The organism is Streptomyces sp. NPDC004327 (assembly GCF_042873935.1).
GTDB lineage: Bacteria > Actinomycetota > Actinomycetes > Streptomycetales > Streptomycetaceae > Streptomyces.
Window position 1 is genome coordinate 44,735 of sequence record NZ_JBIAME010000005.1, and the last position, 15,651, is coordinate 60,385.

Annotated in this window: 14 protein-coding genes; 6 read left to right on the forward strand and 8 right to left on the reverse strand. The window is 73.2% G+C overall.

Features of this window, described 5'->3' with window-relative positions; genetic code table 11:
- Positions 1-11 precede the first annotated feature (11 nt).
- Genes ACFYU9_RS17880 through ACFYU9_RS17895 form a run of 4 tightly spaced genes read right to left on the reverse strand, consistent with a single transcriptional unit; the run spans position 12 to position 4,432 of the window.
- Entirely contained in the window at positions 12-791 is a 780-nt protein-coding gene (locus ACFYU9_RS17880) for a CDP-alcohol phosphatidyltransferase family protein (RefSeq protein ID WP_389206841.1), read from the reverse strand.
- Positions 769-1,830, reverse strand: a complete 1,062-nt coding sequence (locus tag ACFYU9_RS17885; RefSeq protein WP_389345334.1) for an iron-containing alcohol dehydrogenase family protein — start codon at positions 1,828-1,830, stop codon at positions 769-771. Before ACFYU9_RS17885 ends, ACFYU9_RS17880 begins: the two co-directional genes overlap by 23 nt.
- Positions 1,818-2,567, reverse strand: coding sequence for a sugar phosphate nucleotidyltransferase (locus ACFYU9_RS17890; protein ID WP_389206844.1), 750 nt, complete (start codon positions 2,565-2,567; stop codon positions 1,818-1,820). Before ACFYU9_RS17890 ends, ACFYU9_RS17885 begins: the two co-directional genes overlap by 13 nt.
- Complete coding sequence (locus ACFYU9_RS17895; RefSeq protein ID WP_389208029.1) at positions 2,564-4,432, reverse strand: DUF5941 domain-containing protein; 1,869 nt, start codon at positions 4,430-4,432, stop codon at positions 2,564-2,566. The genes ACFYU9_RS17890 and ACFYU9_RS17895 overlap by 4 nt, the downstream gene beginning before the upstream one ends.
- A 394-nt stretch (positions 4,433-4,826) precedes the next feature.
- On the opposite strand from ACFYU9_RS17895, the gene ACFYU9_RS17900 reads away from it, so the two are divergent.
- The 3 genes from ACFYU9_RS17900 to idi all read left to right on the forward strand — a co-directional run bounded on the left by ACFYU9_RS17900 (position 4,827) and on the right by idi (position 7,993).
- Positions 4,827-5,768: a cation diffusion facilitator family transporter gene (locus ACFYU9_RS17900; RefSeq protein ID WP_389206847.1), complete on the forward strand. Its 942-nt coding sequence runs from the start codon at positions 4,827-4,829 to the stop codon at positions 5,766-5,768.
- 196 nt (positions 5,769-5,964) lie between these two features.
- Complete coding sequence (locus tag ACFYU9_RS17905) at positions 5,965-7,242, forward strand: GNAT family N-acetyltransferase (RefSeq protein ID WP_389345335.1); 1,278 nt, start codon at positions 5,965-5,967, stop codon at positions 7,240-7,242.
- Positions 7,243-7,384: 142 nt separating this feature from the next.
- The gene (gene idi / locus ACFYU9_RS17910; RefSeq protein WP_389345336.1) at positions 7,385-7,993 is read left to right on the forward strand and encodes an isopentenyl-diphosphate Delta-isomerase; all 609 of its coding nucleotides are present in this window, start codon (positions 7,385-7,387) and stop codon (positions 7,991-7,993) included.
- Here idi and ACFYU9_RS17915 read toward each other — a convergent pair.
- A complete protein-coding gene (locus tag ACFYU9_RS17915) occupies positions 7,959-8,501 on the reverse strand; it encodes an ATP-binding protein (protein ID WP_389206852.1) in 543 nt (180 codons plus the stop codon). The two genes, idi and ACFYU9_RS17915, sit on opposite strands and share 35 nt — an antisense overlap.
- Positions 8,502-8,631: 130 nt before the next feature.
- Entirely contained in the window at positions 8,632-9,339 is a 708-nt protein-coding gene (locus tag ACFYU9_RS17920) for an HdeD family acid-resistance protein (protein ID WP_389345337.1), read from the reverse strand.
- A gap of 65 nt (positions 9,340-9,404) precedes the next feature.
- Between ACFYU9_RS17920 and ACFYU9_RS17925 the strand changes: the two genes are divergently transcribed.
- Positions 9,405-10,148 carry an enoyl-CoA hydratase/isomerase family protein gene (locus ACFYU9_RS17925; protein ID WP_389345338.1) on the forward strand — a complete coding sequence of 248 codons (744 nt, stop codon included), beginning with the start codon at positions 9,405-9,407 and terminating at the stop codon, positions 10,146-10,148.
- Between the two features lie 16 nt (positions 10,149-10,164).
- Here ACFYU9_RS17925 and ACFYU9_RS17930 read toward each other — a convergent pair whose 3' ends face one another.
- Both ACFYU9_RS17930 and ACFYU9_RS17935 read right to left on the reverse strand, forming a co-directional pair.
- Positions 10,165-10,809, reverse strand: coding sequence for a DJ-1/PfpI family protein (locus ACFYU9_RS17930; RefSeq protein ID WP_389345339.1), 645 nt, complete (start codon positions 10,807-10,809; stop codon positions 10,165-10,167).
- A gap of 184 nt (positions 10,810-10,993) precedes the next feature.
- Positions 10,994-11,992 carry a GlxA family transcriptional regulator gene (locus ACFYU9_RS17935; protein ID WP_389206860.1) on the reverse strand — a complete coding sequence of 333 codons (999 nt, stop codon included), beginning with the start codon at positions 11,990-11,992 and terminating at the stop codon, positions 10,994-10,996.
- Positions 11,993-12,108: 116 nt separating this feature from the next.
- Here ACFYU9_RS17935 and ACFYU9_RS17940 point away from each other — a divergent pair, with 116 nt between their 5' ends.
- The gene (locus ACFYU9_RS17940) at positions 12,109-12,978 is read left to right on the forward strand and encodes a hypothetical protein (protein ID WP_389345340.1); all 870 of its coding nucleotides are present in this window, start codon (positions 12,109-12,111) and stop codon (positions 12,976-12,978) included.
- A 157-nt stretch (positions 12,979-13,135) separates the two neighbouring features.
- Positions 13,136-15,574 carry a Tex family protein gene (locus ACFYU9_RS17945; protein WP_389345341.1) on the forward strand — a complete coding sequence of 813 codons (2,439 nt, stop codon included), beginning with the start codon at positions 13,136-13,138 and terminating at the stop codon, positions 15,572-15,574.
- Positions 15,575-15,651 lie beyond the last annotated feature (77 nt).

A 15,651-nucleotide genomic window follows, 5' to 3' on the forward strand; every position in this document is an offset into this window, starting at 1 on the left:
GGTGGCGGCCCTCACTTGAGCCTGCTGGAGGCGAGGACCGACACCAGGTGCAGCAGGGTCTGCAGCAGCGCGATGCCGGCGAGCACGGCGACGCCGAGCCGGGTGAAGAACAGGTCGCCGCGGATCTGGTCGACGATCGCGAGGACCAGGATCAGCAGGGACGCCTCGATGCCGAGGATGAGCCGGTGGAACTTGAGCGCGGCGGCGGCCCGGCGGGCGAGCGCCATGCCGGAGGAGCGCGGCTCGGCGGCCGACTCCTTGACCGGCTCCATGCCGGCCTGGTGGCGGGCGACGCCGACGAGGTCGGTCTCGGCCTTGATGAGGATGGCGCCGAGCGCGGCGAGGGTGCCGAGGAAGGCCCACAGCCAGTCGATCCGGCCGCCGCCCCACAGGTCGGAGGCGCGCAGCCCGAAGCCGACGAGGACGGCCGCGTCGCACAGGTAGGCGCCGACCCGGTCCAGGTAGACGCCGGCCAGCGAGTACTGCTTCTTCCAGCGGGCCAGCTCGCCGTCGACGCAGTCGAGCAGCAGGTACATCTGGACCGCGAGCACGCCGAGCACGGCCCCGGGGATGCCGGGGACGAGCAGGGCGGGCGCGGCGAGCACGCCGGCCAGGGTCATCAGGTACGTCAGCTGGTTCGGCGTGACGCGGGTGTTCGCCAGCTGGCGGGTGATCCGCAGCGAGATCTCCCGCATGTAGAGGCGGCCGCCCCAGTGTTCGCCGCTCCGCCGGTCCTTGACACCCGGGGGGTGCACGACCGGGCGGAGCTCAGCTACCGATGGTTTCTGCATAGTCGGCGTATGCGTCCCTGATCTCGTCGGTGGACAGGTCGAGGTGTTCGAGGATGGTGTAGCGGCCGGGCCGCGTCTGCGGGGCGAACTCCACCGCCTGCACGAACTCGCCCACGGTGAAGCCCATCTCCTCCGGGAGCACGGGCAGGCCGTGCCGCCGCAGCGTGGCGACCATCTGCGCGGACTCCTCGCGGGCCCCGCGCAGGTGCATGGCGAAGGCGGCGCCGAGGCCGCACTGCTCGCCGTGGCTGGCGGCGCGGGTCGGGAAGAGCAGGTCGAAGGCGTGGCTGATCTCGTGGCAGGCGCCCGAGGAGGGGCGGCTGTCACCGCTGATCGACATGGCGATGCCGGACATCACCAGGCCCTCGGAGAGGGTGACCAGGAAGTCGTCCTCGCCGACGCCGCCGGGGTGCCGGAGCACCGCCTCGCCCGCGCTGCGGGCCATGGCGGCGGCCAGGCCGTCGACCTTCTCGCCGGTCTCGCGGTGGGACAGCTCCCAGTCGGCGATGGCGGAGAGGTTGGAGATGGCGTCGCCGATGCCGGAGCGGACGTAGCGGATCGGCGCGTCCCGGATCACGTCGAGGTCGATGACCAGCGCGATCGGGGTCGGCACGCCGTAGGAGCCGCGCCCGTTGTCGTTGTCCAGGGTGGAGATCGGCGAGCAGATCCCGTCGTGCGACAGGTTGGTGGCGATGGCCACCAGCGGCAGGCCGACCCGGGCCGCCGCGTACTTGGTCACGTCGATGATCTTGCCGCCGCCGAGCGCCACGACGGCGTCGTAACGCTTGCCGCGCATGGCGTCGGCGAGCTTGACGGCCTCGTCGATGGTGCCGCCGGCGACCGGGTACCAGTCGGCGTCCGGCAGCTCGGGAGCGAAGCGGTCACGCAGCTTCAGGCCGGAGCCGCCGCTGATGGCGACGGCGATCCGGCCGTTGCTGGAGATCCGACGGTCCGCGAGGAGCGCGGACAGGTCGTCCAGCGCTCCCCCGCGGATGTCGACGACGACCGGCGACGGGATGAGCCGGGTCAGTACTGGCACGCGATGTCACGGCCCTTCGCCAGGTCGTCGTGGTTGTCGATCTCCACCCACTTCACGTCGCCGATGGGCGCCACGTCGACGGTGAAGCCGCGGTTGACCAGCTCCTGGTAGCCGTCCTCGTAGTAGAGGTCGGGGTCGCGCTCGAAGGTGGTCTTCAGGGCGTCGGCGAGCTCCTCGGCGGCCTCGGCCTCGATGAGCGTGACGCCGATGTACTCGCCGGTCGCGTCGGCCGGGTCCATCAGCTTGGTGATCTTCGAGACGCCCTTGCCGTCGGCGGTGACGACCTTCATCTCCTCGTCGGCGAGGCTCTTCACCGTGTCGAGGGCGAGGATGATCTTCTTGCCGTCGCCGCGGGCGGCGAGCAGGGTCTTCTCGACGGAGACCGGGTGGACGGTGTCGCCGTTGGCGAGGATCACACCGCGCCCCAGGACCTCACGCGCGCACCACAGGGAGTAGGCGTTGTTCCACTCCTCGGCCTTGTCGTTGTCGATGAGGGTCAGCGACAGGCCGTACTTCGCCTCCAGGGCCTCCTTGCGCGCGTACACGGCCTCCTTGCGGTAGCCGACGACGATCGCGACCTCGGTGAGGCCGACCTCGGCGAAGTTCTTCAGCGTGAGGTCGAGGACCGTCAGCGAGCCGTCGCCCGCCTTGTCCACGGGCACGAGGGCCTTCGGAAGGGTGTCGGTGTAGGGGCGCAGACGCCGTCCGGCACCGGCTGCCAGTACGAGGCCAATCATGCTGTCTCTCCTTCGTCGTGTACGGCGGGTGCTCCGGCGGAGACCCAGAAACGGATGGACTCCACGAGCACCACGAGACCCACGGCCGCCGCGAGGGCGGTGAGCGCCAGGGTGAAGTCGTCGCCGCGGTTCGCGAGGAGGGCGGCGAGGACGGCCACCAGGAGGGTGCGTCCCTCGTGGCCGCCGATGGTGCGCACCAGCCAGGCGGGCGGCGCGCCGGCGTTGCCGCGGATGCGGTACACCGTGTCGTAGTGATGGTAGGCGACCGCCGCGACCAGCCCGAATGCGGCGGGGAGCGCGTGGGCGGCGCCGGCCTTCGCGGCGAGCGCGAGCACCGTGCCGTACTCGGCGGCCCGGAAGAACGGCGGCACCAGCCAGTCGAGCGCGCCCTTGAGGGGACGGGCGGCGGCGAGGCCGGCGGCCAAGACGTAGATCACCGCGACGGCGACGAGCCGGGCGTCGCCGAAGGGCAGGTACAGCGCGCCGGCCACCATCACGGCGGCGCCGAGCGCGGCGACGAAGACCGGGCTGACGACGCCGGCGCGGCCGCGCAGCAGGCGGGCCTGGAGCTCGGCGAGCGGCCCCGAGTCGGTGAGGTCGGCGAGCGCGCGGGCGGCACGGTCGGAGCGGGGCGTCCTGCGGGTGACCGAGCGCAGCACGCGTCCGGCGGTGGTGTAGCAGGCGCCGAAGGCGCAGCCGGCGATCAGCGCCCAGAAGACGATCCGGGGGGTGGTGACGGCGGTGAGGACGGCGATCATCGCCCAGCGCTCGCCGATCGGCAGGATGATCATGCGCCGGGCCCAGACGGTCCAGCCGACGCTGTCGAGCTTGCTGGAGAGCGCCAGGCCGGTCTTGGCGGTGGCTCCGGGGCTCGCGGCGCCGGCCGGGTCGTCGGTAGCGTTCGACTCGTTGAAGGCGAAGTCCACGACGTGCCGGCAGGTCATCAGGACCATGGCGCCGAGCGCGAGCGCCCACACGTCGTCGCCGTTGCGGGCGGCGCCGAGGGCGAGGCCCGCGTAGAAGGCGTACTCCTTGGCGCGGTCGAAGGTGGCGTCGAGCCAGGCGCCCATCGTCGAGTACTGCAGCGAGTAGCGGGCGAGCTGCCCGTCGGTGCAGTCGAGGACGAAGGACACGAGCAGCAGCACACCGGCCGCGACGTAGCCGCCGCGCTCGCCGGTGGCCGCGCAGCCGGCCGCGATCAGCGCGGTGAGCAGCGAGGCGGTGGTGACCTGGTTCGGGGTCAGGCCGCGGCGCGCGCACCAGCGGGCGATGTAGCGCGAGTAGGGGCTGATGAAGAAGGTCGTGAAGAAGCCGTCGTGCGCCTTCACGGCGGACCGCAGCCGCACGGCCTCGTCGTCGACCGCCTCGACGGCCGCGCGGGCCTGGTGGCGGGCCTCGGGGTCGGTGGGCACGGCGGCGACGAGCGTGCCGAGCTGCGGCCGGTGCACGGCGACGCCGTCGGCGCCGAGCGCGTCGGCGACGCTGTCCGGGAGGCTGTCCGCGGCGTCGTACGGGGCGGGAGCGCCGGTCTCGTACGGCGCGGGGGGCGCGGTCGGGGCGGCGGCGCGCTCGGCGGCGGCCAGCGCGCGGGCCAGGGCCGGGCGGGCCTCGGGCTGCGCGGTGAGCGCGCCGGGGGCGGCGGCGGCCGGGAAGCGGGGGTCGGTCAGCGCGAGCCGCAGCGCGTGCGGGTGGCCGACGAAGCGCGGGTCCACCAGGGCGACCCGCTCGGCGGCGGGGACGCGGGCGAGCAGGGCGCCGGTCTCGTGGGGCCCGGGGGCGACCTCGACGTGGAAGCCGAGGGACCGCAGATCGGCGTCGAGCGACGATCCGGGTACCGGCGGGCCGGTGAGGATGGCGGTCGACAGGACGAACTCACTCCTTGGAGCTGGCGGACGGGCCGGCGGGACCCGCGGCACGGCCCCGGGCGCCTTGATGCGGCCCGGCACCGGGCGGCGGCACGTCGGCTGAGGCTATCGGATGACGGAAGCGCGAGTTCACCGAGGTTTCGCGGTACCGACTCCCGTCGGCCGCCCCGCGTCCGTTCGGGTGAGCCGCGTCACGCGGAGATCATCATGGGCGATCGGCGGCCCGGGCGACAAACGCTTCCCGGCAGCACATCGACCCGTTCAGTAAATCCGCAGGTCAGAGCATATGACAACGGTGTTCAGTACCGTGTTGCACATACCCCCCACCCGTAGTTCACTGGCCACTCGGGGCACCGAAGCGGCACTGGAGACGACACGACCGGGAGGCCATGTCATGGGGGCTGGACACGACCACGGACACAGCCACGGCGGCCCGCCGCCGACGGGCACCGCGGGGCTGGCACACAGGAACCGACTGCGCATCGCACTCGGCATCACGCTCTCCGTGATGGTGGTGGAGATCGTCGGCGGCCTCGTCGCCGACTCGCTCGCACTCATCGCGGACGCGGCGCACATGGCGACCGACGCCGTCGGCCTCGCGATGGCGCTGCTCGCCATCCACTTCGCCAACCGGCCGCCCGCCGGCAACCGTACTTTCGGCTTCGCGCGCGCCGAGATCCTCGCCGCGCTCGCCAACTGTCTGCTGCTGCTCGGCGTCGGCGGCTACGTCCTCTACGAGGCGATCCAGCGGTTCCTCGAACCGGCCGAGACCCGCGGCGGCCTCGCCATCGCCTTCGCCGTGATCGGCCTGGTCGCCAACATCGTCTCCCTGTCGCTGCTGATGCGCGGCCAGAAGGAGAGCCTGAACGTGCGGGGCGCCTATCTGGAGGTGCTCGCCGACGCGCTCGGCTCGGTGACCGTGATCATCGCCTCCGGCATCATCCTGCTCACCGGCTGGCAGTACGCGGACCCGATCGCCTCGATCCTGATCGGCCTGATGATCGTGCCGCGCACCTTCAAGCTGCTGCGCGAGACCCTGGACGTGCTCCTGGAGGCCGCCCCCAAGGGCGTCGACATGGCGGAGGTCCGGGCGCACATCCTGGCCCTGCCGGGCGTCGAGGACGTGCACGACCTGCACGCCTGGACGATCACCTCGGGCATGCCGGTGCTCTCCGCGCACGTGGTGGTCACGCAGGACGCGCTGGACTCGGTGGGCCACGAGAAGATGCTGCACGACCTCCAGGGCTGCCTGGGCTCGCACTTCGACGTGGAGCACTGCACCTTCCAGCTGGAGCCGCTGGGTCACGCCGAGCACGAGGCCAAGCTCTGTCTGTGAGCGGGCGGGGCTGCTAGCCTCGTCGGGACAGACGTGAGGTGGAGAGGAGCTGAGGTTGATGACCGTCGCGATGCGGGCCGCCCACGGCGGCGGCACCCGGTCCAGCCTCAGCTCCCGGGTCTCCGGCTGACCTGATCCCGGTTCCCACCGGTACGTCATGACGTCGGCCGGGCCCCCTCACCCAAGGGTTCCCACCTTGTCCGACCACATCAGCGACACCTCCGCCCACGCCCAGGCGCTCCACGACGCCTTCTTCGCCCTGCACCACGGACTGCCGCGGCAGGGCCCGGGCTCCGACACCACCACCCGCCGGCTGCTCGCCCTCGCCGGGCCGCTGCCGGACCGGCCGCGCGTGCTCGACCTCGGCTGCGGTCCCGGCCGCTCCGCGCTGCTGCTCGCCGCCGAGGCGGGCGCCGAGGTGACGGCCGTCGACACGCACGAGCCGTTCCTGGACGAGCTGCGGGAGACCGCCGCCGCCCGCGGGCTCGCCGGCCGGGTCCGCGCCCTCCGCGCCGACATGGGCGCGCTCGGCACTCTTCGCGACGGCTCCTTCGACCTCGTCTGGGCCGAGAGCTCGGTCTTCGTCCTCGGTTTCGACCGGGCGCTGACCGAGTGGCGCCGGCTCCTCGCGCCCGGAGGCCGGCTCGTGCTCACCGAGTGCGTCTGGACCACCGACGCGCCCGGCCCCGAGGCCCGCGCCTTCTGGGAGGAGCACTACCCGCTCCGCACGGTCACCGCGAACGCGGCGGCGGCCGTCGCGGCCGGCTATCACGTGCTCGGCACCGTCGCGCAGCCGGAGAGCGACTGGGACGAGTACTACGAGCCGCTGGCCGAGCACGCCGAGACGGCGGACACCGCCGTCCCCGGCATGGCCGAGGCGGTGGCCGGGGCGCGCGCCGAGATCGCGCTGCGCCGCGCGCACGGCGCCGACTACGGCTACGCGGGCTTCGTCCTGCGGCCCGCCGATCCGCGCTGGACGACCCGCGAGGAGACGGCCGCCGACATCCCCGCCGTACGGGAGATCAACGCGGCCGCCTTCCCGACGCCCGAGGAGGCCGGTCTCGTCGACGCCCTGCGCGCCGACCGGGACGCCTGGCTGCCGGGGCTCTCGTACGTGGCGGAGGCGCCGGACGGCTCGGTCGCCGCGTACGCCCTGATCACCCGCTGCCATGTGGACGGCGTCCCGGCGGCGGCGCTCGGGCCCGTCGCGGTGACCCCGGCGCACCAGCGCTCGGGCGCCGGGCAGGCGGTCGTCCGGGCGGTGCTCGACGCGGCGCGGCTGCGCGGGGAGCGGCTCGTCCTGGTGCTGGGCCATCCGGGGTACTACCCGCGGTTCGGATTCGCACGGGCGTCCGCGTATGGGATCAAGCCAGCCTTCGCCGTTCCGGACGAAGCGATGATGGCGCTCGACCTGGACGGTTCCGGCGCCGTCGACGGGGGCACGATCACGTATCCGGCGGCTTTCGGGGTCTGAGCGACCGGCCGGTCCCGCCGCACGAGGGTTGTACTCCGTGCGGTGGGACCGGCCATGTCCGGCCGTCGAAGTACGGACAAGCCGCTTTTGTACGGCAGACTGGGCTTGCCCGTGAGGGAGAGGACCGAAGCGAAGGATGGGTATGCCGACCACATCAGCCACCGTGGCTCCCGGCTCGTCGAACGGCGTCCGGCCGGACACGGCCGGGGCGCCGATCATGCTCGAACTCGTCGACGAGGACGGTGTCACGATCGGCACGGCGGAGAAGCTCGCCGCGCACCAGGCGCCGGGGCAGCTGCACCGGGCCTTCTCGGTCTTCCTCTTCGACGAGGCCGGCCGGCTGCTGCTGCAGCGCCGCGCGCTCGGCAAGTACCACTCCCCCGGCGTCTGGTCCAACACCTGCTGCGGCCACCCGTACCCGGGCGAGGCGCCGTTCGCAGCGGCCGCCCGGCGCACCTTCGAGGAGCTGGGCGTCTCGCCCTCGCTGCTCGCGGAGGCCGGTACGGTCCGCTACAACCACCCGGACCCGGCATCGGGCCTGGTGGAGCAGGAGTTCAACCACCTCTTCGTCGGCCTGGTGCAGGGCGCCGTGCGGCCGGACCCGGAGGAGATCGAGGACACCGCCTTCGTGACCGCGGCGGAGCTCGCCGAGCGCCACGCGGCCGCGCCGTTCTCCGCCTGGTTCATGACGGTGCTCGACGCGGCACGCCCGGCGATCAAGGAACTGACGGGCCAGTCCGGGGGCTGGTGACCTCGGGGGCCGGGACCGGGGCCGGGACCACCGGCCCGGCCGGCGGCTGCCCCGGGACGAACGGGTTCAGGGGCAGCGCAGCCCAGATGATCTTTCCGCCGCTCGCGGTGTGCTCGACGTCGCAGGCGCCGCCGGCCTCCCGGGCGATCTCGCGCACCAGGAGCAGGCCCCGGCCGCCGGTCTGACCCCAGTCGGCCTCCAGGGCCTTGGGGCGGTACGGATGGTTGTCCTCGACGGACACCCGGATCCACTCCGCCCCGATGGCCACCTCGACCGCTATCTCCGGGGAGAGCAGCGCGGCGTGCTTCACCGCGTTGGTGACCAGTTCGGAGACGATGAGAAGCAGTCCCTGCACGGTGTCGTCGTGGACCGGGACGCTCTGCCTGATGAGAAGGTCGCGCACGGCGTGCCGGGCCTGCGGCACGGACACGTCGACCGCGGGAGCGGTGAAGCGCCAGACCCCTTCGTAGGACGGTGGCCGGGCGGGGACGCTCCCGCGGCTTCCCATAGTCCGGCTCCCGCCCTCGTGCTCGATTGTCGCCACGGGTCGAGTCTTGGGAATCCGCCGGGGCCCCTCCGGCTACTGACCAAAAGTCGACATGTATCGACCGACTTCTGATCGGGTGGGTATGCCAACGTCAGTTGTTCGACTGTTCCTGATCCCCCGTTGACGATTTCGATGGATGTGGCGTCGGTGTGACCATACTGACGATACGTCGGCCGCCGACGCCCGTCGCGATCAGCCCGAGCCCGTCGAAGAGCAGCGCGAGCGAGAAGAACACCCCGAGAACGTAGCGGCTGCTGTGCGGCCAGTCGAACAGCACCAGGATGCCGAGCAGCAGCCCGAACGCGCCCTGGAGCAGCGTCCAGCCGAACTGCGGCCCGCGCACCACCACGCTGCCGACCAGCCGGAACAGCCCGCCGGTGAGGAACAGCAGCGCCGCGAACATGGTCAGCGCCTCCGCCGAGGCCTCCGGATGCCGGATGACGACCACGCCGGCCGCGATGTTCAGGGCCGCGACCACGACCGCGAGCCAGAAGTAGGGGGTGCCGCGCGACTGGACGGCCTGCAGCAGGCCGACGAGACCGCCGACCAGCAGCAGCCAGCCGAAGAGCAGCATGGAGGTGAGGGTGGCGGCCCAGGTGTAGATCAGGCCCACGATCCCGCCGACCACCAGCAGGCCGCCGAGCGCGGCGAGCCAGCCGAACCGGCGCCGGAGCCTCCTGCCCCGGCGGACCAGCTCGTCCACGGGATCGGACGGAGTGCCGGTCGGGTGCGGTGCCGGGTCGCCGGGCGGGGGCGGTGCCGGGTGGTCGCCGGGCGGGGGCGGGTCCTGGCCGGCCATGGGCGTCTCCTCCTCGCACCCCCTTCTTGATCGTACGGAGAGGGTGCCCGGATAGCATCCGGCGCATGGAGCCGCAGCTGACCGTCAGCGTCGTCGACGAGGTCGCCACCGTCGTCATCGCCAACCCCGCCAAGCGCAACGCCATGACCGCCGGCATGTGGCGGTCCCTGCCCGAACTGCTCGCCCCGCTCGCCGCCGACCCGGCCGTGCGGGCGCTGGTGCTGACCGGCGCGGGCGAGACCTTCTGCGCCGGAGCCGACATCTCCACCCTGCGCGAGCCGGGCGACGAGCAGCAGTCGCTCGCGGTACGGGCCGAGGAGGCCCTCGCCGCCTTCCCGAAGCCGACGCTCGCCGCCGTCCGCGGCTACTGCGTCGGCGGCGGCAGCCAGCTCGCCGCCGCCTGCGACCTGCGCTTCGCCGAGGACGGCGCCCGCTTCGGCGTGACGCCGGCGAAGCTCGGCATCGTCTACCCGTCCTCCTCCACCCGCCGGCTCGCCGCCCTCGTCGGCCCCTCGGCCGCCAAGTACCTGCTCTTCAGCGGCGAGCTGATCGACACCGAACGGGCCCTGCGCACCGGCCTGGTCGACGAGGTGCTGCCGGCCGGCGCACTCGACAAGCGCGTCGCCGAGTTCACCCGCACCCTCGTCTCCCGCTCGCTGCTCACCCAGGCCGCGGCGAAGGAGTTCGCGAACGGGCGCACCGACCGGGACGCCCACTGGACGCAGCAGGCGCGCGGCAGCGGCGACACCGCCGAGGGTGTCGCCGCCTTCCTGGAACGCCGCCCGCCGCTCTTCACGTACGGGCGCTGAGCCGCCGGGTCCGGCCCTACGACTGCGCGGCGGCCTCGGCCGTGGACCGGCCGCGCCACTGCGCGACGATCTCGGCCGGGGCCTTCTCCGGGGAGCCCGCGTCGTACGGGGGCTGCGGGTCGTACTCGGTGAGCAGCTGGATCGTCTGCGCGGTCGCGTCACCCGCGATCCGGCCGAGCAGGTGCAGCGCCATGTCGATGCCGGAGGACACGCCGGCGGCCGTCACGTACTTCCCGTCGAACACCACCCGCTCGCCGGTCGGTTCGGCGCCGAGCGCCCGCAGCTCCTCGTACGCGAGCCAGTGCGTGGTGGCCCGCCGGCCGGTCAGCAGACCGGCGGCACCGAGCAGGAGCGAGCCGGTGCACACGGACGTGGTCCAGGTGCTGGTCGCGTCGGCGGTCCGGAGCCACTCCCGGATCTCCGGGTCGTCCTTCGCCGTCCGCGCGTCGGGCCCGCCCGGCACCAGCACGATGTCGGGACGCGGCACGTCCGCGAGGGCCTTGTCGGCGAGCAGGGCCAGACTGCCCTGGTCGTTGCGGACGGGTCGGGCCTCCTTGGCGACGAAGACGGTCTCGGCGCCGGGGAGGCGGGCGAGGAGTTCGTAGGGGCCGACGGCGTCGAGGGTGGTGAAGCCGTCGTAGAGGAGAACGGCGATCTGCATGCCGGGTCCTTTCGCGGGTTGACGGATATCGAATCTCGGACTTCGGACTTCGGATTTTGGATAGTGGGTTTTGGATATCGGATATCCGGGGTGTTGGATCCGGGATCCGGGATTCTGGACCCCGGATATCGGATCCCGAATGCTGGATCCCGGATGTTGGATCCCCTCCAGGCCCGGCGGCCGGTCAGCCCACCGGCGTGTGGAAGCGGCTCCGGTAATCGGCCGGCGTCGTACCCAGCGCCTTCACGAACGCGCGGCGCATCGCCTCCGGCGTGCCGTAGCCGGTGGCGCGGGCGACCTCCTGGACGCCCTGCGGGGACTCCTCCAGGAGCCGGCGGGCGTGTTCCAGGCGGACGCGGTCGACGTAGCGGCCGGGCGTGGTGCCGGTCTCGGCCTGGAAGGCGCGGGCGAAGTGGCGGGGCGAGAGCCGGGCGCGGGCGGCGAGGGCCGGGACGGACAGGTCGTCCTCGGGGTGTTCGGCGATCCAGTGCTGGACGTCGCGGAGCGGTTCGCGGCGGGCGGTCTGGGCGGCCAGCTGGGTGCTGAACTGGGCCTGGTTGCCCGGGCGGCGCAGGAAGACGACGAGGTGGCGGGCGACGCCGAGGGCGGCGTCGCGGCCCAGGTCCTCCTCGACGAGGGCGAGCGCGAGGTCGATGCCAGCGGTGACCCCGGCGGAGGTGGCGAGCCGGCCGTCGCGGACGAAGATGGGTTCCGGATCGACCGTCACCTCGGGGTGGCGGCGGGCCAGCTGGTCGCAGGCGATCCAGTGCGTGGTGACCCGGTGTCCGTCGAGCTGACCGGCCTCGGCGAGCAGCAGCGCGCCCGTGCAGACCGAGACGAGGCGCCGCGCGGCCGGTGCGTGGGTCCGCAGCCAGTCGACGAGCGCCGGATCGGGCGCGCGGGTACCTTCGCCGCCTGGCACCAGCAGGGTGTGCGGCGGGCCGCCGGCGACGGCTTCGGCGAGCGAGGTGTCCGGCAGGATCCGCAGGCCGCTGTGGGTGCGGACCGGACCGCCGTCCAGGGAGGCGGTGCGGATCTCGTACGCGCCGGGCCGGCCGGCGGCGCGGGCGCCACCGGCGAAGACCTCCACGGGTCCGGTCACGTCGAGGCTCTGCACGCCCTCGAAGAGGACGACAAGAACGGACCTGACGGACCGGTCGGACCAAGCGGTTCGCTGCGTCATGGCTCCATCCTTCGCGGGCCCGGGGACGGCCGCAATGACGAGCACCCCACCTTTTCTGCCATCCCTCCGCCCCCGGGCGTTCCGGCCGTACCGGCCGGTAGGTAAGGTGCGGGACCATGACGAATCTGCCGCCGCACGCCGTCCGCCGCTGCGCCCACCCGGTCAATCTGCTGCACGCGACGCTGTTCTTCTCGCCCGACCTCGACGCCGAGTTCGAGAAGCTCGGCATCACGGACCCGAGCACGATGCGCCTCGCCGCGCGCAGCGCGCCGCTCGGCGCGGTCGGCGCCGGCACGGTGGCCGCGACCTTCTACAACTACAACCACGAACTGCTCTCCCGGCACCTGCCCGCCGTCTGGGAGACCGCCTCGCCCGCCGCCGTGCTCGACGCCCGCCTGCGGGCCGTGGACACGACCCTCCGCCGGCTGCTCGGCGCCGAGGCGATCGCCTCGGCGGAGATGACGGAGGCCGCCGAGCTCGCGCTGCGCGCGGCCGGGGCGTGCACCCGGCACGCCCGCCCGCTGTACGCCGGCAACGCCGATCTGCCGGTGCCGGACGCGGACGCCCCGCACCTGCGGCTGTGGCACGCCACCACCCTGCTGCGCGAGCACCGCGGCGACGGCCATCTGGTCGCCCTGGTCGCCGCCGGGCTCGACCCGGTGGAGGCGCTGCTCAGCCACACCGCCTCCGGCAAGGGCATGTCCCCGCGCTGGGTCCTCGGCACCCGCGGCTGGAGCCGCGACGACTGGGACGCGGCCGCGGAGCGGCTGCGCGGGCGCGGACTGCTCGACGCCGGCGGCGAGCTCACCGAGGCGGGCGTGGCGCTGCGCGCGGACCTGGAGGACGAGACGGACCGCCTGGACTCCGCCCCGTACGAGCACCTGGGCGCGGACGGCGTGGCCCGGCTCACCGAGCTCACCAAGGGCTTCCTGACGGCGGCGGTCGGCGCGGGCGCGTTCCCGGCCAACCTCAGCGGCAAGAACTGAGCACGCGGGGAGCCGGGCCATGCGGCCCTGAGCTCCGCGGGCCGAGCTGCACGGGCCCCGCGCGGCGCGCGGGGCCGGGTCGGTTGCCGCGTACGGGTGAGCGACCCGGCAGAATGCAACCGCAAGCTTGAGGCACGAGAAGGCGGGTCGGGACATCGTGACGACGTCCATCGAGGCAAGGATCGCCGAGGAGCTCGGCGTACGCGAGCGACAGGTGAAGGCGGCCGTCGAACTGCTGGACGGCGGTTCGACCGTGCCGTTCATCGCGCGCTACCGCAAGGAAGCGACCGAGATGCTCGACGACGCGCAGCTGCGCACCCTGGAGGAGCGGCTGCGGTATCTGCGCGAGCTGGAGGACCGGCGCGCGGCGGTCCTCGACTCCGTACGGGAACAGGGCAAGCTGACGCCCGAGTTGGAGGCGCAGATCCTGGCCGCCGACACCAAGGCGCGTCTGGAGGACATCTATCTTCCCTTCAAGCCGAAGCGGCGGACCAAGGCGCAGATCGCCCGCGAGGCCGGTCTGACGCCGCTGGCCGAGGGGCTGCTCGCCGACCCGTCGGTGGAGCCGCACGCCGCCGCGGCGGCGTTCGTGGACGCCGACAAGGGCGTCGCGGACGCGGCGGCGGCGCTGGAGGGGGCGCGGGCCATCCTCACCGAGAAGTTCTCGGAGGACGCCGACCTGATCGGCGAGCTGCGCGAGCGGATGTGGGGCCGGGGCCGGCTGGTCGCGAAGGTGCGGGAGGGCAAGGAGGAGGCGGGCGCGAAGTTCGCCGACTACTTCGACTTCGCCGAGCCGTTCACCGCGCTGCCCTCGCACCGGATCCTCGCGATGCTGCGCGGCGAGAAGGAGGACGTCCTCACCCTGGACCTGGAGCCCGAGGAGCCCGCCGACAGCCCGGCGGCCATGTCCTCGTACGAGCCGATCGTCGCGTCCCGCTTCGGCGTGGCCGACCGCGGCCGCCCCGGTGACAAGTGGCTCCAGGACACCGTCCGCTGGGCCTGGCGCACCCGGATCCTGGTCCACCTCGGCATCGACCTGCGGCTGCGGCTGCGCACGGCCGCCGAGGACGAGGCGGTGCGGGTCTTCGCGGCGAACCTGCGCGACCTGCTGCTCGCGGCGCCCGCCGGCACCCGCGCCACGCTCGGCCTCGACCCCGGTTTCCGTACGGGTGTGAAGGTCGCCGTCGTCGACGCGACCGGCAAGGTCGTCGCCACCGACACGATCTACCCGCACGTCCCCGCCAACAAGTGGGACGAGTCGCTCGCCAAGCTGGCACGGCTCGCCAAGGAGCACGCGGTCGAGCTGGTCGCCATCGGCAACGGCACCGCGTCCCGCGAGACCGACAAGCTCGCCGGTGAACTCATCGCGAAGCACCCCGAGTTGAAGCTGACCAAGGTGATGGTCTCGGAGGCCGGCGCCTCCGTCTACTCGGCCTCCGCGTTCGCCTCGCAGGAACTCCCGGGCCTGGACGTGTCGTTGCGCGGCGCGGTGTCCATCGCCCGGCGGCTCCAGGACCCGCTGGCCGAGCTGGTGAAGATCGATCCGAAGTCGATCGGTGTCGGGCAGTACCAGCACGACCTGTCCGAGGTGAAGCTCTCCCGCTCCCTGGACGCGGTGGTCGAGGACTGCGTGAACGGCGTCGGCGTCGACGTCAACACCGCCTCCGCGCCGCTCCTTTCGCGCGTCTCCGGCATCGGCGCCGGCCTCGCCGAGAACATCGTCGCCCACCGCGACGCCAACGGCCCCTTCCGGTCCCGGCGCGCCCTGAAGGACGTGTCGCGGCTCGGCCCCAAGGCGTACGAGCAGTGCGCGGGCTTCCTCCGCATCCGCGGCGGCGACGACCCGCTCGACGCCTCGGCCGTGCACCCCGAGGCGTACCCGGTCGTGCGCCGCATGGTCAAGACGGCGGGCGGCGAGGTCGCCGCGCTCATCGGCAACACCGCGGTGCTGCGCTCGCTGCGCGCGGACGACTTCGTCGACGACACCTTCGGTCTGCCGACCGTCGGCGACATCCTGAAGGAACTGGAGAAGCCGGGACGCGACCCGCGGCCCGCCTTCAAGACGGCCACCTTCATGGAGGGCGTGGAGAAGATCTCCGACCTCGCCTCCGGGATGGTCCTGGAGGGTGTCGTCACCAATGTCGCCGCGTTCGGCGCCTTCGTCGACATCGGCGTCCACCAGGACGGTCTGGTGCACGTCTCCGCCATGTCCAGGAACTTCGTCAAGGACCCGCGGGACGTGGTGAAGCCGGGCGACGTGGTCAAGGTGAAGGTCCTGGACGTCGACATCCCCCGCAAGCGCATCTCGCTGACGCTCCGCCTCGACGACGAGGCGGCCTCCTCGGCCGCGGAGCCGGGCGCGCCGAAGCGGGAGCGCGGTGACCGGGGCGAGCGCGGTGACCGCGGCGACCGGGGCGGCCGTCCGCCGCAGCAGCGGCGTGGCGGCGGCGGTGCCGGTGCCGGTGGCGGTGGCGGCAGCCGCGACCGTGGCCAGGCCGCGGCGCCCGCCAACAGCGCGATGGCCGACGCGCTGCGCAAGGCGGGCCTGCTGAACGAGGGCGGCTCTGGCGGCCGGGACCGGCGCGGGAAGCGCTGAGGCATGTGGTGAACGGCGCCTGTCGGCCGGACCGAGGTCCGGTCGGCGGGGGCCGTCTCACGCCGACGGTTCGTCGC